Here is a 21,929-nt window from a genome sequence, read left to right as displayed (position 1 = left end):
CATGGCGAGGCGGCGTAGCGGCCGCTACCTTGCTGGCGCTTTCGGGCTGTTCGCATAGCGTTAAAAAGAGCGACGAATCGGCGACCGCCACCCCGGCGCCGCGCGACGAGCCAATTAACCGCACCGTGTTCGCCTTTAACAACGGCCTGGACAAAGTGCTGCTGGGGCCCGTTGCACGTGGTTACTCGCACTTGCCGAAGCCTGTGCGCAATGGCGTCCGCAACTTTTCACAGAATCTCCGGGAGCCGCTGGTCTTCGCCAACGACCTGCTCCAGGCGAACAGCCTGCGTTCGCTGAATACCGCTGGCCGGTTCATCATTAACAGCACCGTTGGTGTGGCCGGCATTTTCGACGTAGCTGGGAAGTGGGGCATGCCGCGGCACGATGCGGACCTGGGCCAGACGTTCGGCGTATGGGGCATCGGCCCGGGCCACACCGTGGAGCTGCCCGTGTTCGGATCCTCGAACGTGCGCGACTCGATCGGGCGAATCCTCACCCTGTCGTTCAACCGGCTGGGTGACAACTCGGATACCGTGTCGACGCTCAATACCGCCGCAACGGTGGGCGGGATTGTCGATGGTCGCGCCCGTGCCTTGCCGCTCACTGATCGGCTCGAGCGATCGCCTGACTACTATGCCGCGCTGCGCGATAACGCCGCGGCCCGGCGCGTGGCACTTGTTGCGGACGGAAAGCGCGGCGACGTGCATAGCGCCGAGGCAGCCGGCGAGGGGCGTTCCGCCACCGGCCTTCCGGTCAATCCATGAGGCCCTCGCCATGTCCGTTCGCGTTCTGACCGATACCGCGCGCGTCCTTGCCGAGGCCAGCCACGTCGAGCCGGACCGCGCCCGGCGCCGCGCCTGGTTTACCGATGATCCCATCGCGCAGCTGGGGTTTCGCACCGCCGAGGATCTGGTCGAAGCCGGAGAGACCTCTCGCCTGATTGCGATGATCAAGGCGATACGCGTACATGAGCGCGGCGGGTAATGGTTTCGCGGTAAACCGGCGGCCCGTCGCTCACTTGTCCGGCGTGGTCAGGTGGGCGTCGTTGCTATCCACGATGAACACGGCCAGCAGCTTCGCGGGTTCGGTGCGGCTGCCGTTGCGGCTGACCGAATGGTGTGAGCCCGGTTCCTCGTAGAAGCTCTCACCGGCCTTGTAGGTATGCTCACCGCCGCCGTTCACCTCGCTGACGATGCTGCCCGAAACCACGTACGCGTAAATGAAGGCGGACCCGGCATGGTGGTGCGGGGCCGATGCCGCACCCGGCGGGTAGACCACCTCCACCGCCGTGAGCTTCTTGCCGGGCACGTTGGGCAGGTCACGGGAGAAGTTCACGGCGACGTGTTCCTGCGGGGTCGTTGGCGTGGTGGGCGGGGCCGCCACGGCGGCAACGGGCAGGAGGAGGGCGAGCAGGGTTGCGTAGAGGCGTTTCATGGGTTGGCTCCTTTGGGGTGAAAGGAGCATGCGCCGATGCCGGTACAGCCGAAAGCACCAGGAATGATCGAAATGGCTGTACCAAGCGAGCTCGTGTAGGAGCGCGCTTGCGCGCGATCCAGGGCCGCCGCCGGCCCCCATCGCGCGCAAACGTGCTCCTACAGGGGCCTGGCCACGTTGCGTTGCAAAATGGGCCTCGAAACAGTACCATTTTGGTCCGGTTTCCCATTCCCCTTCCTGCCGATGCTCCGCGTCAGCCGACTAACCGACTACGCCACCGTGGTGATGACCGTCATCGCCACGCACCCCAGCGACGTTCTGAGCACGGCTCAGATCGCCGATGAGGCGCGCCTGGAGCTGCCGACCGTTTCCAAGCTGCTCAAGCTGCTTGGCCACGCCGGACTGGTGGATTCGTTCCGCGGCGTGAATGGCGGCTACCGCCTGGCGCGGCCAGCGGAAGCGATCAGCCTGGCCGATATCGTCGAGGCGCTGGAAGGGCCTATCGGGCTTACCGAATGCAGCATTGCCCAAGGCCACTGCGAGCGTCAGTCGCAATGCGGGGTCAGCGGTAGCTGGCGCTCCGTATCCGGGGCCATCGATGGCGTGCTGCGCGGTATGACCCTGGCACAGATGCTGGCCGGGCGCCCCACGGCGCCGGCGAAGGGCGTGGCTGATGCCGCGCAGGCAAACGCATGAACGAGAGCGAGAACATGACACGCGACGTGGCAGACCCGGTGCGCGACAACGCTGAAGTCGTAGAGGCGCTCAACCGCCGTTACGAAGCCGGCTTTGTCACCGATATCGAATCCACCAGCCTACCGCCCGGCCTCAGCGAGGACATCGTCCGCCAGCTGTCGGCGATCAAGGGCGAGCCGGAGTGGATGACCGAGTGGCGCCTGGCCGCCTACCGCCACTGGCTGACCATGCCGGAACCGGACTGGGCCAAGCTCGATATCGGGCCCATCGATTACCAGTCGGTGAGCTACTACTCGGCGCCCAAGTCGGGCCCGAAATCGCTGGATGAAGTGGACCCCAAGCTGCTCGAAACCTACGAGAAGCTGGGCGTGCCGCTGCATGAGCGCGCCAAGCTGGCCGGTGTAGCGGTGGATGCGGTGTTCGATTCGGTCTCCGTCGGCACTACGTTCCGCAAGGAACTGGCCGAGGCCGGGGTCATCTTCTGCTCCATGTCCGAGGCCATCCGCGAGCACGGCGATCTGGTACGCCAGTACCTGGGCAGCGTGGTGCCAGTGGGCGATAACTACTTCGCCGCGCTGAACTCCGCCGTGTTCTCCGATGGCAGCTTCGTCTTCATCCCCAAGGGCGTGCGTTGCCCCATGGAGCTGTCGACCTACTTCCGCATCAACGCGATCAACACCGGGCAGTTCGAGCGCACGCTGATCGTCGCCGAGGACGATAGCTACGTGTCGTACCTGGAAGGCTGCACCGCGCCCATGCGCGATGAAAACCAGCTGCACGCCGCGGTGGTTGAGCTGGTGACGCTGGATCGCGCGCAGATCAAGTACTCCACGGTGCAGAACTGGTACCCCGGTGATGAGAACGGCGTGGGCGGCATCTATAACTTCGTGACCAAGCGCGGCGATTGCCGCGGCGTGGAATCGAAGATCAGCTGGACCCAGGTCGAAACCGGCTCGGCCATCACCTGGAAATACCCCAGCTGCGTGCTGCGTGGCGACCGCTCGGTGGGCGAGTTCTATTCGGTGGCGCTCACCCACCACCGCCAGCAGGCCGATACCGGCACCAAGATGATCCACATCGGCAAGGGCACCAAGTCGAAGATCGTGGCCAAGGGCATCAGCGCGGGGCGCAGCTCGAACAGCTACCGCGGCCTGGTCAAGATCGAGAAGGGTGCCGATGGCGCGCGCAACTACACGCAGTGTGATTCGCTGCTGATCGGCAAGAAATGCGGTGCGCACACCTTCCCGTACATGGAAGTGAAGAACCCGGGCGCGATCGTGGAACACGAAGCCACCACCTCGAAGATCTCCGACGATCAGTTGTTCTACTGCCTCTCTCGCGGTATTGGCGAAGAAGATGCCGTATCGATGATCGTGGATGGCTTCTGCAAGCAGGTGTTCCGCGAGCTGCCCATGGAGTTCGCCGTGGAAGCCAAGAAGCTGCTCGAAGTGTCGCTCGAAGGCGCGGTGGGCTAAGCGATGGGTATCGCTGGCTCCGCACCGGGGCTTACCGACCTGCGCGCGCTGTTGGCCGCGCTGGATCCGGAAGTGGATCCGGTGCCCAAGCGCTTCATCCACGTCTCGCACGATCGTGCCCGCGAGCGCGTGGCCGAAGCCTTGATGATGTTCCGCGAAGACGAAGGCACCACGCTCATCGTCGACGTGACCGAGGATGACCGTAGCGGCGATCGCATGCTCTGGGCATGCATCACCCTACGCGTGCAGTCCAGCCTTACCGCGGTGGGCATGATGGCCGCCGTCTCCGCCGCGCTCGCCAGGCGCGGCATTCCCTGCAACCCCGTTTCAGCGTTCCTGCACGATCACATCTTCGTGCCCTGGGACCGCCGCGACGAAGCGCTCGATGCGCTCTCGCACCTGACGCCCTGATGGACAGCACCGCCATGCACATGCTCAAGATCGAAAACCTCCACGCCCGCGTTGAAGGCAAGGAGATCCTTAAAGGCCTTTCGCTCACCGTGAACCCGGGCGAAGTGCACGCCATCATGGGCCCCAACGGCGCGGGCAAGTCCACGCTGGGCAACGTGCTCTCCGGCCGCGATGGCTACGAAGTGACCGAAGGGTCGGTGACGTTCGGTGGGCAGGATCTGTTCGCGCTCGAGCCGGAAGAGCGTGCGGCGGTCGGCCTGTTCCTCGCCTTCCAGTACCCGGTCGAAATCCCCGGTGTGAACAACACCTACTTCCTGCGTGCCGCACTCAATGCGCAACGCAAGTTCCGTGGCGAGGATGAGCTGGATTCCATGCGCTTCCTCAAGCTGGTGCGCGAGAAGCTGAAGATCATGCAGATCTCCGACGAGCTGCTGCACCGCGCCGTGAACGAGGGTTTCTCGGGCGGCGAGAAGAAGCGTAACGAGATCTTCCAGATGGCTGTGCTCGAGCCGAAGCTCGCCATCCTGGATGAAACCGATTCGGGCCTGGATATCGATGCGCTGAAGCAGGTGGCTGAAGGCGTGAACGCGCTGCGTTCGGCCGAGCGATCGTTCATCGTCGTTACCCACTACCAGCGCCTGCTCGATTACATCGAACCGGATTTCGTCCACGTGCTGGCCGGTGGCCGCATCGTGGAAAGCGGCGACAAGTCGCTGGCGCTCAAGCTCGAAGCCGAAGGTTACGCGTGGCTTGCCGACAAGCACCCGCACCTGCGCAAGGCCGACCTGGCTGGAGCGCCGGCATGACCAGCGCGCCGTCCCCGTTCGTGCGGGCGGCGCTGGATGCCGCCGCCGCCGTGCCCACCACGGGCATTGCGTGGCTCGATGCCGCGCGCCGCGAAAACCTGGATGCCTTTGCCGAAACCGGCCTGCCGGAAGGGCGCAACGAGGCGTGGAAGTACACGCCGCTGCGTGCGCTTTCCCAGCGCGCGTTTGCGCTTGCCGATAGCGGTGTAGCGGCAGGCGCCTCCATCGCGCCTTCGCTGTTTGCGCTCCCGGGTGTCGATGGCGCGCGCGTTGTCCTGGTCGATGGCACCTTCCGCGCCGATCTTTCCTCGCTCAATGCCGGCGACGGCGTGGAGCTGGCGCCGCTCAGCGACGCGCTGGCCGATCAGCCGGAACCGCTGCGCTTTGCCCTGGCCAATCGCTACCGTCGCGGCGCCGCCGATGCGTTCGCCCACCTCAACGCCGCCCTCGCCAGCGAAGGCGTGGTGCTGCGCGTGGCCGATGGCGTCCAGGTGGCGAATCCCGTGCATATCGTCCACGTCACCAGCGGCACCCAGCCGGACACGGCCTGGCACGCGCGCGTTCTGGTCGAGGCGGGGAAGGGTGCCCACGTGGATGTCGTTGAGCACTTCGTGGCGGCAGGCGACGCGACCCAGCTGGGTACGGTCGTTGCCGATTACACCGCACGCGAAGGCGCGACGCTGGGCCTGGTCATCGTCCAGGATGCCTCGTCTGCGACGACGCTGGTGCGCCGCGGCGATGTGCGCCTGGATGCCGACGCCACGGTGACCGTGCACGCCCTCGAACTGGGCGGCGCGCTGGTCCGGCATGAACTCACCGCCGATGTCCTTGGCGATCGCGCCCGCTTCAATACGCGAGGTGTGTTCGCGCTCGCTGGCCGCCAGCATGTCGATACGCAGCTGGAAGTGCACCACAAGGCGCGTGATACCGCCTCGGAAGCCCTGTGGCGTGGCATTGCCGATGGCCGTTCGCGTGGTGTGTTCCGCGGCGCGATCGTGGTGGCCGAGGGTGCCGATGGCACCGATGCCTCGCTTAGCAACAAGAACCTGCTGCTGTCGGGCTCGGCGGAAATCGATACCAAGCCGGAGCTTGAGATCTACGCCGATGAAGTGAAGGCCGCGCACGGCGCGACCATCGGCCAGCTCGACGAACGCTCGCTGTTCTACCTGCGTTCGCGCGGTATCCCCTTGGTGGAGGCGCGCAGCCTGCTTACCCTGGCGTTCTGCCGGGCGGCACTGGAATCGCTGCCCAACGAGGCCCTGCGCGAACACCTGGGCGATCTGCTGGTGACACACCTGCCGACCACCCTCGCCGCCGAATAAGTCCGGAGCCAAGCCATGAATGCCAGGGCCGAGACCGCCCCCCTCCCGCTTGATGTCGAGCGCATCCGCGCCGACTTCCCGTTGCTGTCGCGTACCGTGCACGGCAAGCCGCTGATCTACTTCGATAGCGCCAACACCAGCCAGAAGCCGGTGTCGGTGATCGAGGCGGTAGATCGCCACTATCGTGAGCACAATGCGAACGTGGCCCGCGCGGTACACACGCTCGGCGAAGAGGCGACGGCGGCGTATGAGGGTGCACGCGATGCCCTGGCCCGCTTCATCAACGCACCCTCGCGCGACGAGGTGATCCTTACCTCGGGCACGACCCAGGCGATCAACCTGGTTGCTTACAGCTACGCCCTGCCGCGGCTGAAGCCCGGTGATGCCATCGTCACCACGGTGATGGAGCACCACGCGAACATCGTGCCGTGGCAGCTGGTCGCCGAGCGCACCGGTGCCGTGGTGAAGGCTGCCCCGATCGACGAGAAGGGCGAGCTGATCCTCGAGGAATACTTCAAGCTGCTTACCCCCGAGGTGAAGCTGGCTTGTGTCGGCCACGTTTCCAACGTGACCGGCACGGTGAACCCGGTGCGCGAGATCGCCCGGGAATGCCGCAAGCGTGGCATTCCGCTGCTGGTGGATGGTTCGCAGGCTGCTCCGCACCGCAAGGTGGATGTGCAGGCGCTGGGCTGCGACTTCTACGCGATTACCGGCCACAAAATGCTGGCGCCCACTGGCACCGGCGCGCTGTGGGCAAAGCGCGAACACCTCATGGCCATGCCGCCGTTCTTTGGCGGCGGCGAGATGATTCGCGAAGTGCGTTTCGAAGGCACCGTGTTCGCCGATCCGCCGCACCGTTTCGAGGCAGGCACCCCGAATATCGCCGGTTTTGCCGGCATGAAAGCGGCGATCGATTACCTCGAGGGCATCGGCTTCGATCGCCTGAAAGCGCACGAGCAGGATTTGCTGGCCTACGCCACCGCGGCTATCGCCGAGCTGCCAGGTGTCCGCATCTTCGGCCAGGCCAAGGAAAAGGAACCGGTCATCTCGTTCCTGCTCGAAGGCGCCCACGCCAACGATATGGCCACGCTGCTCGACCTGCAGGGCGTGGCCGTGCGCTCCGGCCACCACTGTGCCCATCCGCTCATGCAGTGTTTCGGCGTGCCGGCCACGCTGCGTGCCTCGCTGGCCTTCTACAACACCAAGGCCGAAGTGGACGAGTTCATCGCGGCCGTCGGCCGGGTCCGCAAGCTCCTCCTCTGATAGCCAGGGCGGCCGCCCCCTGTAGGAGCGCGCTTGCGCGCGATAGCGTTTACGGCACCGCGCGCACAGGCACACCCTTGCGCGCAATGCTTTCCCCGGGCTTAAAATCGCCCTATGACCCCCAAGCACACCTTCCGCACCGCCACCCAGGCCGATGCCGCCGTCATCGCCAGCCTGGTCGAGTCCGCCTACCGCGGTGATGCCAGCCGTGCCGGCTGGACCACCGAGGCTGATTTCCTCCACGGCCGCCGCACCGACATCACCGAGATCGAAGAACTGCTTACCGGCCCCAATGGCCGCTTCGTGCTGTTCGAGCGTGATGGCCTGGTCGCCGCCTCCTGCTACATCGAGCGGCAGGGACCGGTGTGCTACTTCGGCATGTTCTCGGTGCACCCGCCGTTCCAGGGCACGGGCATCGGCCGCCTCGTGATTGAAGAAGTAGAGCGCATCGCCCGCGAGGAGTGGCACAGCGAGCGCGTGGAGATGACGGTCATTGATATCCGCGCCGAGCTGATCGCCTGGTACGAGCGCCGTGGCTACGCCCGTACGGGCCGCACCAAGCCGTTCCCTTATGGCGATGAGCGCTTCGGCCTGCCCCAGCGCGACGACCTGCGCTTCGAATACCTCGTGAAGGACCTGGGCGCGTGAACGGCTGGGTGAAAGTGGGCACGCGCAGCGAGCTTCTGCCTGGCGAATTCCGCGTCGTGTGGGATGGCGATACCGCCATCGCCGTCTACAACATCGATGGCGATCTCTACGCCATCGAGGATGTTTGCACCCATGACGGCGGCGAGCTCGCCGGCGGCCCGGTGATTGGCTTCGAAGTGGAGTGCGTGCGCCACGGCGCGCGTTTCGACCTGCGCTCGGGCGAAGTCACATGCCCGCCTGCGTATGAGCCGGTGACGGTGTTTCCCGTGCAGGAAGCGGACGGCTTTATCTGGACGCGCGACGACCGCTGACGCGGTCGTGTTGAGGCATCTCTGAGGTAGGAATCGCCTGACGCCCAGCGTCGGGCAAAGTCGGCACGTCTGTAAGTCGAAGACCTACATAGGGTTGCGAAAACTTCCATTGAATGACACTTAATTCGTGGCAAAGAATGATCCTTCGTTCTTGCCGGTGGGAGTGTCATGCGTACAGGGAAGTGGGTGGTCGCCGTTGCCATCGTGTTGGGCGCGGTGGGCTGGGCGCCGTGGATCGCGGCGCAGCTGGTCGCGTGGTTACTTGGCGTCGACGTGGGTGAGCGCTGGTGGCTGGTGTGGTGGGCGTATTACGAACACGTGCATGAAGCCGCGTTCCAACCGTACGTCTGGCGGATCTGGCTCGCCGGTGGTATCGGCGTTGCCGTGCCGCTTCTCAGCGCACTCGCCGTGCTCGTCCTCATGTTTCGCTCGCCGCGGAAGGCGCTGCATGGTGCGGCGCGCTTCGCTTCGACTCGCGACCTGGCAAAGAAGGGCATGTTCACGCACTCGCCTACCGCCCTCGTTGTGGGTCGCCGTGGCCGCCGCCTCGTCTACATGTCCGGCCAGCAGTTCGCGATCCTCGCCGCGCCGACGCGCAGCGGCAAGGGCGTGGGCATTGTTATCCCCAACCTGCTCAGTTACGAGGGCTCCATCGTTGTTCTCGATATCAAGCAAGAGAACTTCGACCTCACCAGCGGCTGGCGCAAGGCGCAGGGGCAGGATGTCTACCTGTTCAATCCCTTCGCTGAGGATCTGCGGACGGCACGCTGGAATCCGTTGCATTACGTCTCGGATGGGGTGTTCCGTATCTCCGACATTATGGCGCTCGCGGAGACGCTGTATCCGGATGGCATAGGCGACCAAGGTTTCTGGGTGAGCCAGGCACGGAATACGTTCGTCGCTTTCACCATGTACCTGTTCGAGCGGCGCGATGCGCAGTCGGGTGGCAGTCGCCTCCAGCCATCGCGCGAACCCACGCTGGGCGAGGTATTCCGCATCTCGACGGGGGAGGGTGACGACCTGAAGGCGTACCTCAAGGAGCTTGCCGCGCAGCCCTATCTTTCCGACGCCACGCAGAATGCGTTCAACAATCTGCTCTCCCAGTCCGAAGATACATTCGCGTCAATCATGGGTTCGTTCCGCGAGCCATTGAACATGTTCCTCAATCCGGTACTCGACGCGGCGACCAGCGGCAACGATTTCCTGCTCACCGATGTGCGAAAGAAGAAAATGACCATCTACATCGGCATCCAGCCTAACAAGCTTGCCGAAAGCAGGGTGATCATCAATATGTTCTTCAGCCAGCTGATCAAACTCAATACAAGCGAGCTACCCGCACAGAATAAAGACCTCAAGCATCAGTGCTTGCTGCTGATGGACGAGTTTACCGCCATCGGGCGTATCGACGTCCTCGCCAGCGCGGTGTCATTCATTGCCGGCTACAACCTGCGCCTGCTTCCCATTATCCAGAGCCTTTCCCAGCTCGATGCCGTCTATGGCCACGATGTGGCGCGCAGCTTCGTCACAAACCACGCCCTGCAGATCGTCTACACGCCCCGCGAACAGCGCGACGCGAACGACTACTCGGAAATGCTGGGATACACCACCGTACGACAGAAGAACATCACGCGTGGCCAAGGCGTAAGCATCAGCCACAACGATGAACGCCGTGCACTGATGCTGCCGCAGGAGCTGAAGGCGATGAGCCCGAAGAAAGAGGTGTTCTTCTATGAAGCTATTCCGCATCCCGTGATGGCGGACAAGGTTCGCTACTACCAGGACAAGTACTTCACCAGGCGGCTTATGCCGAAGGTGGAGGTCGAGACGTTGAAGATGAAGGGCATGACGCCCTCTAAAGGAGCGTAATGAAGAGGAGTAAGCGAACGGCTGCGGCCGCCATTGGCATGTGGTTTGTCCTGGCAGGCTGCGCGACACCCGATGACCGGGGCAAGACCAGGCAGGAGCTCGTTGACTCGGCTACGGAAGATTCGGAAGAGATGGCCAGTTGGCCGGATATTTCCATCGAGGATCTGGCGAAAGACCATGGCATTGTTTACATCCGCACTCCGTCGCAGGGGGAGTGTCCGTCAGATCCCTTTGTTCACGGACCGCAAGATAAGTGCCATCCGCAGCACGCGATGTACGCGGACATCCGAACGCTGATCGAGAACTTCCGGTCCGGAAGCAGCCATGCCCTATCGAATGACGAAGCCGAGCGCCTCGCGATGGCGGCATTCTTCTGCGCACGCCTGAATAAGCTGGAGAAGGTGGATGAAATCGAGTCATGGCCGAAGGGGGCGCCGTGGGCATCACGTCTGCTCACTCTTCACCAGCATCCGGGTAAGGGGCCGGACGGGCGGCCGGCAGGCGCTGTAGATATTCCGGCGATTACCGGCCTCGCGACCAAGCACAACCAATTGATCATGACGATTCGATACACGGATCGAGGCTTGAGATACGACAGCGCAAATCCATGGCAGTAGCTGCACCTCCGCCTGTGCGGGCCAACCGGGCGGCACAACGAATTCAGTGTTATCGGCTAATCGCAGTGATGTGTAAACGGCCAAGGAGGAGATGGCAAATGAAATCAATGCTCGGATCTTCAATCGGAAAGAAGTAGGTTCCCCAAGGGAGAAATGAAATGAGGTTCCAAGTGACTTGTCTGGCGGCCTTAATGCTTCTGGTAACAGGATGTGAAGCGGCTGAGTCAAACAAGAGGACGCCCAGGCCGACGCACTTTCGTCACCACGCATTCTCGGCGGAATGCGGAAATACACGTAGTTGCAAGGTGCTCTATGCAAATCGATATCAGGTCGAAGAGCTGGAGGGAGGTCCTATTTCGCCATTGAGGGAAGGAGTTATTAAGAGCGCCAGGCATGGGCAGCTTGGGATCCGAAACTTCCCCGATCCGGCGGTCGTTTCATGGCAGTCCCTCGACGGCGAGAAGCATGAGGCTGAGATCGATATCGGTTCGATTTTCAAAGACCGGGTGGTCATCCACGCGGATCCCGTAGAGCTTGTCGAAGACGATAGCGTGAATGGCGAGCCCATGGTTCTGCTGGTTGTCGATGATCGGACTGTTCGGGTCTACATGCAGTCGATGGTTTATCTGAAGAAAGCAGCCGGGAGAAGTGACGAAGTTTACAAGGCGCGCCACGACTCGGTTCTGGCGTATTCGAAGACCTACTAAGGGAATGCGATGAAAATCAAGGAGACTCACAAGATTGGCCGTGATGGTAGGCGGATGGATGGCGTATCCAGTAAACCATCAACAATTCACGACCTAAGGTCGTATGACGCAGCAAAGTACCTTTTAGGCTCGATGCGAGTCCCTGTGCTACTTCATGCTAACGATCCGCATGAGCGTCTCTTCATTGCAAATTTCGACGGCACCGGTAATGACGCAGATGGCGATCCGAATCACATGACGAATGTGGGGCGTATCGCAAAGCAGCTCGAGTCGCAGACGGATCCCCGTGTCGCGTCTTTCTATGTTGCGGGGCCCGGAACGCAGTCGGCGTTCGTGTTGCGGATGGTTGATGGTGCCATAGGTTATTCTCACGATGAACGTGTTGAGATCATGCGGAGGCGTCTCTCCTCGCGGGTAGAGGAATGGCTGGCTGAGGATCCGGAAGCGCGTATCAGGGTAGTGTCGACAGGCTTTAGTCGGGGCGGGGAGGAGGTGATGTCCTTCTCGAGAAGGCTTCACGATGAAGGTGTCTCCACGAAGATCGGCCGAGAGCGAAAGAAGCTGATCGACGCTGGAACAATCCCTCAAGCTGTCGCGCTGTTTGATCCCGTCGCCACGGGGCATCCCTCGCGCCATGATCGCCGCGTTTCGCCCTCGGTGGTCGCGGGTCTCCAGATCACGGCCAAGGACGAGCGACGTAGTCAGTTTCCGTCATCCATGATTATTCCGCAGGGACTGTCGACTGACCGCAGGTTGCTCGCCATCACGGTGCCTGGGGCGCATTCGGATGTAGGTGGTAGTTACCACGCGGATGGTTTAGCCCGCGCAAATGGCAATTTGATGATCGACTTCATTGACGGCCTTAGTGAACCGAGGCTACTAGAGCGCGATCAGCTTTACGACGATGTTCAAAGGTATCCGATTCATCGTTCGGAAGAGCACTCCATTATTTACGACACGCGTGTTCACGATCGCTTGGGGGCCAGGGGCGTGCGTGGTGCGCAGGAGGGCGCGCCGGATTGCCGTCCCGTTGTACGGTGCGCATTGCCGGAAGAAACGAGCGAAGAGGTACTTGCTCAGGTACCTGATAGGGCGCGTGTGCAGGTCGGCGCAGTACCGTCGGAGGTCATGGATCTTGACGCTCAGTTTAAACATGACTTGGAACGAGAGTCCGGGCAGTTGGCCGGAAGGGGGCGTGGTGGGGACGAATTTGACATGGAGGGTCATGCCGTCCGCCCAGAACCTATAACCGACCCGAAGACTCAGCCTGTCTTGAGTTCGGAAGGCCGGATCGACGCTGCACAGGACAACCGCATCGAGTTCAGCCGCTTTCCGCGACTTGAGCCGGATGCCCCAGTCGCACCCGCGCCAACCAGCCCGGCGCACCCCGCTCACCGTGACCACCGCCTTTACAACTCGATCCATGACCAGCTAACCACTCTCCACGCCGAAGAAGGCATCACCCTATCCGACCAGCAAATGGAACGGCTGGCCCATTGCTCGGTGGCCCAGGCCCGGCGCTGCGGCCTGACCCAGGTGACGCATATGGGGCTAGGGCAGGACAAGCAAGGCAACATTGAGCCGGAAGTGCATATGTACCAGGCTTTCCGTGGTGACCTGGATGATCCGAGGACGAAGTGGGGCAAGGTCGATGCGCTGGAGGCATTCCAGACACCTGTCGAAGCAGCTTCCCAGGATTTGCAGATGGCCAACCTGCAATGGGACCAGATGGCGCAGGACCGCCAGGTGCAGCTCAACCAGCAGCAAGAGCAGGGGATGTCGATGTCCCGCTGATTTTGCCGACTGGGCTATGGCGCACAACGGCTTCCGGCCCTAAGCTGTGGCCCGCGCCAACTTTACCGGGGAATCCATGCCTGCCGTCGACCGCAAGCGCGTCGTCATCGCGTTCGTTGTCCTGTGTGCCCTCTACCATGCGGCAGAGGGGCTCGGTGGGCATGTGTTCCGCAGCCTGGCGCTATCCGGCGCGTTCTTTGTCGCCATGCTCGCTGTCGCGTGGCCGCTTGCACGCTGGCTGGGCTTCAAGGGGTATGACGCTTATGCGCTGGAATGGCGGCGCAGCACGCCCGTGCTCCTTTCCGGCGGCCTCGTTCTCGCGCTCCTGCTGAAGTACGTCGCGGTGTGCGTGGGAATGGGCCTTGGCGTGTTCGCCGCGCGCGCACCCGAAACGGCCGCCGCGGCCGCCATGTCATTCGCGACATCACTGCCTTGGGCGCTGGTGGTGACCTTCGTGCCCTCCATCGCGGAGGACCTGCTTACCCGCGGCTTCATCTACCGGGCCACGGGTATCCAGTGGTCACCGTGGGCCTTCGTGCTGGTATCGGCGGTCGTCTTCGTGCTGAACCACATCTACCGCCTGGGCAGTGGTGCCGGCGAGTGGGTGATGCTGTTCTTCTTCGGCCTGGCCTATGCCACGGCCGTGGCCCGGGCGGGAACCCTGTGGCTCGCCGTAGGCCTGCACTGGGGCTGGAACCTGGCCAACCAGCTGATCGATACGGTGCTGCCGTACGACATCGTCATGCCCAGCTGGGCGCCATACCTGTCGGCGGCGGCGCACGTGGTCATGCTGGGCGTGCTGTTTGCCATTCCCACGAACCTCGAAGGCGACGACCTGCACGCCGATCCGGCGTGACGTGCCCTTAGAAATGGACGACGAATGCCAGGGTCGTCGTGACCTGGCGGCGGGCACCGAAATCGCGCACCAGCGGGCTATCCGCCGCGTTGCCATACAGCCGCGCATACGAAAGCGCCACAGCGAAGCCCGTGTGCTGTGAGGTTGGCACGAAGGCGTCGTACTCGAGGTTCGCCGAATGCCAGCCGGCACCCGGCTGGTACGGCGCCGTACCGATCGCCTGTGCCTCGGTGGGCGTGACGCCAAAGAACCGCGTCATGCCGGCACCATTCATCCCTTCCACCTGCAACTCCAGCGAATGCTGGATGTACCACACATCCGGTAGTTGCCAGTCCGCATACAGGGCAGCGTAGGCGCCCGCGCCGCTTGTATCGTGCGCGACGTGCGCGCCAACGCTGAGCTTCTTGTCGAACGCGTACTCAAGGTAGCCACCGCCTTGCCAGCGCGGGGACAGCGATGCGACCTTGCCGCCCAGCTGCGGCCCCAGCTCGTTGTGGGTTCGCCCCCAAAGCCAGTTGCCGTACAGGCCGCCGTGCCAGTGCTCACCATGGATCAGATCGATGGTGAGGCCGTCTGTGGTCGAGATTTCCCCCACGCCTGGCAGCTCGATATCGATATACGGCACGGCCTGGTTACGCGTGTCCTTGGAGCCCTGCCAGGCGGGCATACGTTGCACGCCAGCGCCAAACGCATAAGTGGGGGAGTCGTCTTCGGCATGCGCCGTGGCGCATGCGGCAAGCGCAAGAAGGAGGGGGAGGCTCGTGCGGCGCATGCGTAAAAACAGGGCGGGAATGCCCGAATGGTGCCACAAGGTGCTTACAAGTTGCTTTCAGCAAAGGGAAAGGGATTGGAAAGGATGGGCCCCTAGCCTTCGCAACATCCTGACACCGGTGCCCGCTACGTGCTCACTTCGCCCGACTGGAACATCCTCTGCGACTTCGACGGCACTATCGCCGTGGAGGACGTGATCGATTCGCTGCTCGATCGCTACGGCCGTCCCGGTTGGGAAGTGCTCGAGCGCGATTGGCGCGAAGGCCGCATCGGTTCCGCCGTGTGCATGGCCGGGCAGGTGGCCTTGCTCGACATGAGCGACGATGAACTGCGTACGCACCTCAATGGCCTGCATATCGACCATGGCTTCGCCGCGTTCGTGAAGGCCACGATCGACCTGGGCATTCCCATGGAGATCGTGAGCGATGGCCTGGATCACGCGATCCACGCCATCCTGAAGAATCACGGTATCGACAGCCTGCCGACCGTCGCGAATCATCTCACCCAGGCGGGTACGCGCGAGTGGAAGCTCACGTCGCCGTTCTCGGCCGATGGTTGCCGTAGCGGCACCTGCAAGTGCGCCCGCGCCGAAGTGGCCCGGGCACGCGGCGGCAAGACCTTGCTCATTGGTGATGGTGCCTCCGATTTCTGTGCCGCCGATCGCGTCGATTTCGTCTTCGCGAAGAACCGCCTGATTGAACACTGCCGTGCCGCCGGCATTCCGTATGCGCCCATCGCCAGCTTCGATGAAGCCCTCGCCCTTCTCCCTGATCTGATCGACGGCCGCCTGCCGCCGAAGACCGTCCTGCCCACTTCCGTGCCGAACACCGTGGAACTGCCTGTATGAACATTCTCTCTCGCAACCCCGATATCGTGATTGACGACGCGGCCCTGCTGGCCGATGAAGCCAAGTACTGCTCGTTTGGCGATACCGTGCATTACGTCGATCCGCCGAAGATCTTCCGCCACGCGGAAGGCAGCTACATCTACGACAGCGAGAACACCCCGTTCCTCGATCTGCAGATGTGGTACTCCGCCGTGAACTTCGGTTACGGCAACAAGCGCCTGAACGATCGCCTTAAGTCGCAGATCGACCTGCTGCCGCAGGTGGCTAGCCAGTACCTTCACCAGGGCAAGATCGAGCTCGCCAAGACCATCGCGGTGGATGCGAAGCAGAAGTTTGGCATCGATGGCCGCTGCCACTTCAATGTGGGTGGCGCGCAAGCGGTGGAAGATTCGCTGAAGCTCGTGCGCAACGCGCGCGGCGGCAAGAGCCTGATGTTCGCCTTCGAAGGCGGCTACCACGGCCGTACGCTCGGTGCCTCGTCCATCACCTCGAGCTATCGCTACCGCCGCCGCTTTGGCCACTTTGGCGAGCGCGCACAGTTCATCCCGTTCCCGTACCCGTTCCGTCGCCCGAAGGGCATGACGCCGGAAGAGTATTCCGATGCGTGCGTGCGCCAGTTCGAGCGCCTGTTCGAAACCGAATACAACGGCGTGTGGGATCCGAAGGTGGGCGAGGCCGAATACGCCGCGTTCTACGTTGAGCCGATCCAGGGCACTGGTGGCTATGTCATCCCGCCGAAGAACTTCTTCATCGACCTGAAGAAGGTGCTGGATAAGTACGGCATCCTAATGGTCGTTGACGAAATCCAGATGGGCTTCTGGCGTACCGGTAAGCTGTGGTCGATCGAGCATTTTGGTGTGACCCCGGACGTGCTGGTGTTCGGCAAGGCGCTGACCAACGGCCTGAACCCGCTTTCGGGTATCTGGGCGCGCGAAGAGCTGATCAACCCCACGATCTTCCCGCCCGGTTCCACCCACTCCACCTTCAACTCCAACCCGCTGGGTACCGCGCTGGGCCTGGAAGTGATACAGATGGGTTACGAGCTGGATTACGAGACCAAGGTGGCGGAGAAGGGCAAGCACTTCCTCGACGGCCTGCGTGACCTGCAGAAGCGTCATAAGGAAATCGGTGATGTGGATGGCCTGGGCCTGGCCCTGCGCGCCGAGATCTGCACCGACGATGGATTCACGCCGAACAAGGCGCTGCTCGACCGCATGGTCGACATCGGCCTGGCCGGCGGCCTGACTCACGAAGGCAAGAAGATCGGTCTCGTGCTCGATGTGGGCGGCTGGTACAAGAACGTGATTACGTTCGCGCCTTCGCTGGATATCAGCCACGATGAAATCGACCTGGCCATCGCGTTGCTTGACCAGCTGCTGACGCTGGCCAAGCGCGGCTGACATCCCGGGTTGGCATACGGTGGCCTTCGTAAACCAGCTCGAGCCGGATGCGTTGCTCGAGCAATTCGAGCACCATCCCCCGCAGGGATTCTTCCCGACCCGGGCGGGAGATGGTGCTCCGCTTTTCTCCACGGATTTCGACCTGCTCACCACGGCCGATGCGTCGCTGCGTGAGCGGATCACCCGGCTGCCTTTCCAGTGGCTGCTGAAGCGCGTGCTCCGGATGCGTACCTGCTTTGTCGGTACCACGGTCTCGGAGTACGCCTTGTTCAATGCCGGCAGCCATCCGATGATGATGGCCGCCGACCTGTCGGCGCGGTATGGCAAGCAACAGCCGCTGCTGATCGTGAAGGATCTCGCGCTGGATTCGCCGCTCACCTCAGCGGCCGAGCGCGCGTGGACGCGGCGGTTCATCGATGCGGCCCGCGATCTGGGGTTCCTGATCATCGAGGGGCAGGCGCTTGCGTACGTCCCCATCAACTTTGCCAGTGTTGACGAATACCTCGAGCGGCTCTCTTCATCGCGCAGAAAGAATCTGCGCCGCAAGTTGCGTACGCGCGATCAGCTGGCGATCGCGGCGATTCCCACGGGCCACGCATTCGATCGCGACGCGGCGGTTGATGAAGTCTACGCCCTGTTCGAGAACGTGTACGCGCAGAGTGAAGTGCACTTTGACAAGCTTTCCCGCGAGTTTTTCGCGGCCACCCTGCGTGAACCTGGTGGGGTGGTATTTACTTACAGGCATGAAGGCCGGCTCATCGGTTGGAACCTCTGCTACGAGCATGGCGGCAAGCTGCTCGACAAATACGTGGGCTTTTCCTACCCGGCTGCCCGCGACCTGAACCTGTATTTCGTGAGCTGGTTCGTGAACCTGGAATACGCGCTCGCCCGAGGGCTTACGCACTACGTAGCGGGTTGGAGTGACCCTGAGGTGAAAGCGAACCTCGGCGCCAGCTTCCACCTGACCCGGCACGCAGTATTCATCCGTAATCCGTTGCTGCGCGCCATCATGTCCCGGTTCCGGCACCACTTCGAATCCGATAGCCAATGGGTGCCACGTGTCGACACAGCCGATCGTCCTTGACCTGGATGGCTCGGTTGGCGAGCTGCCCGGACGCCTTGTCGTTCCGCTTCGTGAACATGAAGAGGGCGTGCGGTTCGGCTGCTCGCTGGGTCGGCTTCGCCGGCTTGGCCTGACACTCGATGCCACCTTGCCACGTGAGCACGGCACCGTCTTCCTCGGCAGTGGCGATTTCCATCACCTTACCTGGCCGCTGGTTACACGTGTGCCGGGCAAGAACGCGTTCCAGGTGGTGGTGCTCGATAACCACCCCGACAACATGCGCTTCCCGTTCGGCGTGCATTGCGGTTCGTGGGTGCGCCGGGTGGCGATGATGCCGCGGGTGACGCATGTTCACGTTATCGGCATCACGTCGACCGACATTGGCAAAGCCCATGCCTGGGAAAACTACCTCGGCCCACTGAAGGCCGGAAAGCTCACCTACTGGTCGAACGGCGTGGATACCCGTTGGGCGAGCAGGATGGGGCTTGAGACCGCGTTCCGCACCTTTCCTGATGCGGATGCGATGGTGGAAGACTTTGTCGCCATGCAGTTGGGTACGACCCAGCCGGTTTACCTGTCGATCGACAAGGATGCCTACGCACCCGATGTGGCGATGACCAACTGGGACCAGGGTACGCTGAGTGAAGCGGGTGGCGACGCCATCATCCGCAGCCTGCACGGTCGCATCATCGGCAGCGATGTCACGGGCGACATCTCACGGTACGCCTACAAGACCTGGTGGAAGCGCCGGCTCAGCGCCATGGATGAACAACCCGATATCGATCCGCTCCGGCTACGCGGGTGGCAAGTGCAGCAGCACGCCCTCAACCTGCGCCTGTTGGACGCCATTCGTTCATAACGGGCATTGCCGCAGAGCAAGCACGGCGTTGAGACCGCCGAAGGCAAACGAATTGGAGAGTGCGGCCCGTACGGGCATGTAGCGCGCCTGGCCTACGACGATATCCAGGTCGCATGCCTCGTCCCGCTCGAGAAAATTGGCGGTCGGCGGAACGACGCCATCGCGCATGGCGCCCAGGGTGGCAACCAGCTCCAGCGCACCAGCGGCACCCAGTGCGTGGCCGTGCATCGATTTGGTGGAGGTCACGGCGATGCGGTCCGCATGCGCCCCGAACGCCTGGCGTATCGCTAGCGTCTCGGTCACGTCATTGGCGGCGGTGCCCGTGCCGTGGGCATTGATGTGATCAATCTCGGCGACGTCCATGCCGGCGTCATCGAGCGCGGAGCGCATGGCGGCAGCGGCGCCTTCCGCGGACGGGGCCGCGATATCGCCTGCGTCGGAACTCATGCCCGCTCCCGCGAGTTCGGCCAGTGGCTCGGTGCCACGCGCACGTGCATGAGCCAGCGATTCGATGATAAACACCGCTGCGCCTTCCCCCAGTACCACGCCCCGGCGTTGGCGGCAGAAAGGTCTGCAGGTGTCATCGGCCAGCACGCGCATGGATTCCCATGCGCGCAACGTGGCATAGCTCAGGCAGGCTTCGGTGCCCCCAGTAATGGCGATATCGGCGATCCCGGCACGGATGAGCAGCGCCGCCTGGGCCATGGCGTGGTTCGAGGACGCGCATGCGCTGGTGACAGCGAAGACCGCACCGGTGGCGCCTACGGCCATCGCAATGTGGCTTGCTGGCGCGCTTGCCATGGCGCGGACGATGCTGAACGGGTGGATGCGTGCCGCGTTCTCCTGGTACAGCCGCCGGCATTCTTCGTCGCGGCTCGTTTCGCCGCCGGTTCCGGTACCGATGATGACCGCGATACGCGGGCCCGTGGTGGTTGCGGGCGTCCATCCGGCGTTCGCCACTGCTTCGTTAGCGGCGATGAGGGCAAATTGCGATACGCGATCCAGAACGCTCAACTGGCGTTCGTTGAAATGATCGTGCGGCTCAAAGTCGTGTATCTGGGCAGCGACGCGCACGCGCAAGTCCGAAGACCTTGCATGCTGCAGTGGGGCGATCCCTGAACGGCCATCGCGCAAAGCTGCCCAGTGCGACTCGGCGCTTGCGCCGAGAGCGCTTATGGCACCCATGCCGGTGATGACGACGCGGCTGGATGGCCCCCGCGGAACGCCTGTCATGGTTATATTTCCCGCGATTCAGGCGGTTGTTTCGGTCGGTTTGGCGGTATGGGCGAGCGCGTTTTCAACGGCATCGATCAGGCACTGGAGTGTCTCCGTGCCTGTTCCGCCGTGATCGTCGGCAATCTGGATGCCGAACTCTTCTTCCAGTTCGAACACCGTTTCAATCGCCTCGAGCGAGTCGATATCCAGATCCTTGAGCATGCTGGTCGTGCTGATGGTGGAGCGGTCGCGACCACTCTGTTTTGCGACGATATCCAGCACGCGCGATGCGACATCTGCGTTCATGATGACCTCCCGATCCCGCTGGACCGGATGCCGGCATGACACCCGAATGGCCCAGCGAAAATCACTCTAGGCTGGCTGCCTTTTCCGGGCCTTTCGCAGATGAGTGATCATTGTGCGGGTTAGTGAGGAAAGCCTGAGCATGGGCTTAGATACGACAGCATGCGTCGCGATGATTGGAAATTTACCAACGCCCGATCAGATGCTGCACGAGCAAGCTGGTGAGTGCTACGGCGGCCCAGGTGCCCAGGCCCAGCAGGATCGGGCGCGGACCGGTTTTCGCCATGCGGCGCAGGTCGGCGGAGAGGCCGATGGCCGTGAGTGCGACGATGATCAGGCACTCGGCGATGAAGTGGATGATGGGAACGATGGCTTCCGGGACGAGGCCGGCGGTGCGGACACCCGAGGCGACGAGGAACCACAGGATGAACCACGGGAAGATCTTCGCCAGGCTGAAATCGCCGGCGCCGCCGCGCTTCTGGCGCCATGCCACGATGAAGGCGATGGAGAGACTGATCGGAATGATGAGCGTGGCGCGGGTGAGTTTTACGATCGTGGCGTAATCGCCCGCCGCATGGCTGTAGCTATAGCCCGCAGCCACCACGGATGACGTGTCGTTGATCGCCGTGCCAGCCCACAGGCCGAAGCCGAGATCAGAGAGGCCCATGGCGTGGCCCAGCAGCGGGAACAGCAGCACCGCCACCAGGTTAAACAGGAAGATGGTGCTGATCGCGAACGCGGTGTCGTGGTCATCCGGCTTGATGATCGGCACCACGGCAGCGATGGCCGAGCCACCGCAGATGGCGGTGCCAACACCGATCAGGACCTGCAGCTTGTCGTGCACGCGCAGCACCCGGCCAAGGAGCCATGCCACCAACCCTGCGGCGGCAACCGTTGCCAGGGTGACCGACAGTGATTCCAGGCCCGTCTTGGCGACCTGGTTCAGGCTGAGGCCAAACCCCAGGGCAATGATCGACCATTGCAGGATCTGCTTGCCCGCAAAGCGAATGCCCGGTTGGAAGCGGGCCGAGGGCGCCGCGAAGTGACGGACGAGGATGCCAAGGACGATGCCGCAGACCGCGCCGCCGACCAGCGGCATTAACCGACCCAGGCCGAACGCCACCGCGGCCACGGCGAAGGCGAGCAGGATGCCGGGCAGGCGGGATTCGGGCGCGGGGGAGGTGGCGACGGCAGACACGTGAGGGGCCTTGGTTTAATCGGGACAGGCTCATTGTCCGCTCTCGAACTCAATAAGCATATTGAAG

Annotated in this window: 24 protein-coding genes; 19 read left to right on the top strand and 5 right to left on the bottom strand. The window is 62.9% G+C overall.

Annotated elements, in window-relative coordinates; genetic code table 11:
* The first annotated feature begins 29 nt into the window (after nt 1-29).
* Both ABIE56_RS14605 and ABIE56_RS14600 read left to right on the top strand, forming a co-directional pair.
* On the top strand, nt 30-764 hold the full coding sequence (locus ABIE56_RS14605; RefSeq protein WP_429244512.1) for an MlaA family lipoprotein: 735 nt from the start codon (nt 30-32) through the stop codon (nt 762-764).
* Nucleotides 765-774: 10 nt separating this feature from the next.
* Nucleotides 775-984 (top strand): hypothetical protein, encoded by a 210-nt coding sequence (locus ABIE56_RS14600; protein ID WP_429244511.1) that lies wholly within the window; start codon nt 775-777, stop codon nt 982-984.
* Nucleotides 985-1,014: 30 nt separating this feature from the next.
* Here the strand turns inward: ABIE56_RS14600 and ABIE56_RS14595 are convergent, their stop codons facing one another.
* Nucleotides 1,015-1,434, bottom strand: coding sequence for a cupin domain-containing protein (locus ABIE56_RS14595; protein WP_429244510.1), 420 nt, complete (start codon nt 1,432-1,434; stop codon nt 1,015-1,017).
* 243 nt (nt 1,435-1,677) lie between these two features.
* Here ABIE56_RS14595 and ABIE56_RS14590 point away from each other — a divergent pair, with 243 nt between their 5' ends.
* The 13 genes from ABIE56_RS14590 (at nt 1,678) to ABIE56_RS14530 (ending at nt 14,206) form a co-directional block, all read left to right on the top strand.
* On the top strand, nt 1,678-2,130 hold the full coding sequence (locus tag ABIE56_RS14590) for an SUF system Fe-S cluster assembly regulator (RefSeq protein ID WP_429244509.1): 453 nt from the start codon (nt 1,678-1,680) through the stop codon (nt 2,128-2,130).
* 14 nt (nt 2,131-2,144) lie between these two features.
* Nucleotides 2,145-3,605: a Fe-S cluster assembly protein SufB gene (gene sufB / locus ABIE56_RS14585; RefSeq protein WP_429244582.1), complete on the top strand. Its 1,461-nt coding sequence runs from the start codon at nt 2,145-2,147 to the stop codon at nt 3,603-3,605.
* A 3-nt stretch (nt 3,606-3,608) separates the two neighbouring features.
* The gene (locus ABIE56_RS14580; RefSeq protein WP_429244508.1) at nt 3,609-4,016 is read left to right on the top strand and encodes an ACT domain-containing protein; all 408 of its coding nucleotides are present in this window, start codon (nt 3,609-3,611) and stop codon (nt 4,014-4,016) included.
* Nucleotides 4,016-4,822, top strand: coding sequence for a Fe-S cluster assembly ATPase SufC (gene sufC, locus ABIE56_RS14575; RefSeq protein ID WP_429244507.1), 807 nt, complete (start codon nt 4,016-4,018; stop codon nt 4,820-4,822). The genes ABIE56_RS14580 and sufC overlap by 1 nt, the downstream gene beginning before the upstream one ends.
* Nucleotides 4,819-6,144: a Fe-S cluster assembly protein SufD gene (gene sufD, locus ABIE56_RS14570; protein WP_429244506.1), complete on the top strand. Its 1,326-nt coding sequence runs from the start codon at nt 4,819-4,821 to the stop codon at nt 6,142-6,144. Before sufC ends, sufD begins: the two co-directional genes overlap by 4 nt.
* A gap of 15 nt (nt 6,145-6,159) precedes the next feature.
* Nucleotides 6,160-7,407: an aminotransferase class V-fold PLP-dependent enzyme gene (locus tag ABIE56_RS14565; protein WP_429244505.1), complete on the top strand. Its 1,248-nt coding sequence runs from the start codon at nt 6,160-6,162 to the stop codon at nt 7,405-7,407.
* A 114-nt stretch (nt 7,408-7,521) separates the two neighbouring features.
* Nucleotides 7,522-8,055, top strand: a complete 534-nt coding sequence (locus tag ABIE56_RS14560; protein WP_429244504.1) for a GNAT family N-acetyltransferase — start codon at nt 7,522-7,524, stop codon at nt 8,053-8,055.
* Nucleotides 8,052-8,366 (top strand): non-heme iron oxygenase ferredoxin subunit, encoded by a 315-nt coding sequence (locus tag ABIE56_RS14555; protein WP_429244503.1) that lies wholly within the window; start codon nt 8,052-8,054, stop codon nt 8,364-8,366. Before ABIE56_RS14560 ends, ABIE56_RS14555 begins: the two co-directional genes overlap by 4 nt.
* Before the next feature lie 168 nt (nt 8,367-8,534).
* Nucleotides 8,535-10,232, top strand: a complete 1,698-nt coding sequence (locus tag ABIE56_RS14550) for a type IV secretory system conjugative DNA transfer family protein (RefSeq protein WP_429244502.1) — start codon at nt 8,535-8,537, stop codon at nt 10,230-10,232.
* A complete protein-coding gene (locus ABIE56_RS14545) occupies nt 10,232-10,849 on the top strand; it encodes an XVIPCD domain-containing protein (protein WP_429244501.1) in 618 nt (205 codons plus the stop codon). Before ABIE56_RS14550 ends, ABIE56_RS14545 begins: the two co-directional genes overlap by 1 nt.
* A gap of 158 nt (nt 10,850-11,007) precedes the next feature.
* Complete coding sequence (locus ABIE56_RS14540; RefSeq protein WP_429244500.1) at nt 11,008-11,556, top strand: hypothetical protein; 549 nt, start codon at nt 11,008-11,010, stop codon at nt 11,554-11,556.
* A gap of 9 nt (nt 11,557-11,565) precedes the next feature.
* On the top strand, nt 11,566-13,350 hold the full coding sequence (locus tag ABIE56_RS14535; RefSeq protein WP_429244499.1) for an XVIPCD domain-containing protein: 1,785 nt from the start codon (nt 11,566-11,568) through the stop codon (nt 13,348-13,350).
* Between the two features lie 76 nt (nt 13,351-13,426).
* Entirely contained in the window at nt 13,427-14,206 is a 780-nt protein-coding gene (locus tag ABIE56_RS14530) for a CPBP family intramembrane glutamic endopeptidase (RefSeq protein WP_429244498.1), read from the top strand.
* Between the two features lie 7 nt (nt 14,207-14,213).
* Here ABIE56_RS14530 and ABIE56_RS14525 read toward each other — a convergent pair whose 3' ends face one another.
* Nucleotides 14,214-14,978, bottom strand: coding sequence for a MipA/OmpV family protein (locus ABIE56_RS14525; RefSeq protein ID WP_429244497.1), 765 nt, complete (start codon nt 14,976-14,978; stop codon nt 14,214-14,216).
* 129 nt (nt 14,979-15,107) lie between these two features.
* On the opposite strand from ABIE56_RS14525, the gene ABIE56_RS14520 reads away from it, so the two are divergent.
* From ABIE56_RS14520 to ABIE56_RS14505, 4 genes are read left to right on the top strand one after another with little or no spacing between them, the layout of a single operon-like run.
* The gene (locus ABIE56_RS14520; protein ID WP_429244496.1) at nt 15,108-15,824 is read left to right on the top strand and encodes an MtnX-like HAD-IB family phosphatase; all 717 of its coding nucleotides are present in this window, start codon (nt 15,108-15,110) and stop codon (nt 15,822-15,824) included.
* Nucleotides 15,821-17,224 (top strand): aspartate aminotransferase family protein, encoded by a 1,404-nt coding sequence (locus tag ABIE56_RS14515; RefSeq protein ID WP_429244495.1) that lies wholly within the window; start codon nt 15,821-15,823, stop codon nt 17,222-17,224. Before ABIE56_RS14520 ends, ABIE56_RS14515 begins: the two co-directional genes overlap by 4 nt.
* 19 nt (nt 17,225-17,243) lie before the next feature.
* Complete coding sequence (locus tag ABIE56_RS14510; RefSeq protein WP_429244494.1) at nt 17,244-18,308, top strand: GNAT family N-acetyltransferase; 1,065 nt, start codon at nt 17,244-17,246, stop codon at nt 18,306-18,308.
* Nucleotides 18,283-19,146, top strand: coding sequence for an arginase family protein (locus tag ABIE56_RS14505; protein ID WP_429244493.1), 864 nt, complete (start codon nt 18,283-18,285; stop codon nt 19,144-19,146). The genes ABIE56_RS14510 and ABIE56_RS14505 overlap by 26 nt, the downstream gene beginning before the upstream one ends.
* Here the strand turns inward: ABIE56_RS14505 and ABIE56_RS14500 are convergent.
* From ABIE56_RS14500 to ABIE56_RS14490, 3 genes are all read right to left on the bottom strand, one after another.
* On the bottom strand, nt 19,141-20,379 hold the full coding sequence (locus ABIE56_RS14500) for a beta-ketoacyl-[acyl-carrier-protein] synthase family protein (RefSeq protein ID WP_429244492.1): 1,239 nt from the start codon (nt 20,377-20,379) through the stop codon (nt 19,141-19,143). The genes ABIE56_RS14505 and ABIE56_RS14500 overlap by 6 nt on opposite strands.
* 18 nt (nt 20,380-20,397) lie before the next feature.
* Entirely contained in the window at nt 20,398-20,667 is a 270-nt protein-coding gene (locus tag ABIE56_RS14495) for a phosphopantetheine-binding protein (protein WP_429244491.1), read from the bottom strand.
* A 181-nt stretch (nt 20,668-20,848) separates the two neighbouring features.
* Nucleotides 20,849-21,862: a YeiH family protein gene (locus ABIE56_RS14490; RefSeq protein ID WP_429244490.1), complete on the bottom strand. Its 1,014-nt coding sequence runs from the start codon at nt 21,860-21,862 to the stop codon at nt 20,849-20,851.
* Nucleotides 21,863-21,929 lie beyond the last annotated feature (67 nt).

It is taken from the genome of Luteibacter sp. 621 (genome assembly GCF_050435445.1).
GTDB lineage: Bacteria > Pseudomonadota > Gammaproteobacteria > Xanthomonadales > Rhodanobacteraceae > Luteibacter.
The sequence above is the reverse complement of the archived record's forward strand: the minus strand, read 5'-3'. Positions and strand labels throughout refer to the sequence as shown.

Bases quoted from the DNA above. Each gene is read 5' to 3' on its own strand.
- ABIE56_RS14600 (WP_429244511.1), top strand. From the start codon at position 775: ATGTCCGTTCGCGTTCTGACCGATACCGCGCGCGTCCTTGCCGAGGCC.
- ABIE56_RS14595 (WP_429244510.1), bottom strand. From the start codon at position 1,434: ATGAAACGCCTCTACGCAACCCTGCTCGCCCTCCTCCTGCCCGTTGCC.
- ABIE56_RS14590 (WP_429244509.1), top strand. From the start codon at position 1,678: ATGCTCCGCGTCAGCCGACTAACCGACTACGCCACCGTGGTGATGACC.
- sufB (WP_429244582.1), top strand. From the start codon at position 2,145: ATGACACGCGACGTGGCAGACCCGGTGCGCGACAACGCTGAAGTCGTA.
- ABIE56_RS14580 (WP_429244508.1), top strand. From the start codon at position 3,609: ATGGGTATCGCTGGCTCCGCACCGGGGCTTACCGACCTGCGCGCGCTG.
- sufC (WP_429244507.1), top strand. From the start codon at position 4,016: ATGGACAGCACCGCCATGCACATGCTCAAGATCGAAAACCTCCACGCC.
- sufD (WP_429244506.1), top strand. From the start codon at position 4,819: ATGACCAGCGCGCCGTCCCCGTTCGTGCGGGCGGCGCTGGATGCCGCC.
- ABIE56_RS14565 (WP_429244505.1), top strand. From the start codon at position 6,160: ATGAATGCCAGGGCCGAGACCGCCCCCCTCCCGCTTGATGTCGAGCGC.
- ABIE56_RS14560 (WP_429244504.1), top strand. From the start codon at position 7,522: ATGACCCCCAAGCACACCTTCCGCACCGCCACCCAGGCCGATGCCGCC.
- ABIE56_RS14550 (WP_429244502.1), top strand. From the start codon at position 8,535: ATGCGTACAGGGAAGTGGGTGGTCGCCGTTGCCATCGTGTTGGGCGCG.
- ABIE56_RS14545 (WP_429244501.1), top strand. From the start codon at position 10,232: ATGAAGAGGAGTAAGCGAACGGCTGCGGCCGCCATTGGCATGTGGTTT.
- ABIE56_RS14540 (WP_429244500.1), top strand. From the start codon at position 11,008: ATGAGGTTCCAAGTGACTTGTCTGGCGGCCTTAATGCTTCTGGTAACA.
- ABIE56_RS14535 (WP_429244499.1), top strand. From the start codon at position 11,566: ATGAAAATCAAGGAGACTCACAAGATTGGCCGTGATGGTAGGCGGATG.
- ABIE56_RS14530 (WP_429244498.1), top strand. From the start codon at position 13,427: ATGCCTGCCGTCGACCGCAAGCGCGTCGTCATCGCGTTCGTTGTCCTG.
- ABIE56_RS14525 (WP_429244497.1), bottom strand. From the start codon at position 14,978: ATGCGCCGCACGAGCCTCCCCCTCCTTCTTGCGCTTGCCGCATGCGCC.
- ABIE56_RS14515 (WP_429244495.1), top strand. From the start codon at position 15,821: ATGAACATTCTCTCTCGCAACCCCGATATCGTGATTGACGACGCGGCC.
- ABIE56_RS14500 (WP_429244492.1), bottom strand. From the start codon at position 20,379: ATGACAGGCGTTCCGCGGGGGCCATCCAGCCGCGTCGTCATCACCGGC.
- ABIE56_RS14495 (WP_429244491.1), bottom strand. From the start codon at position 20,667: ATGAACGCAGATGTCGCATCGCGCGTGCTGGATATCGTCGCAAAACAG.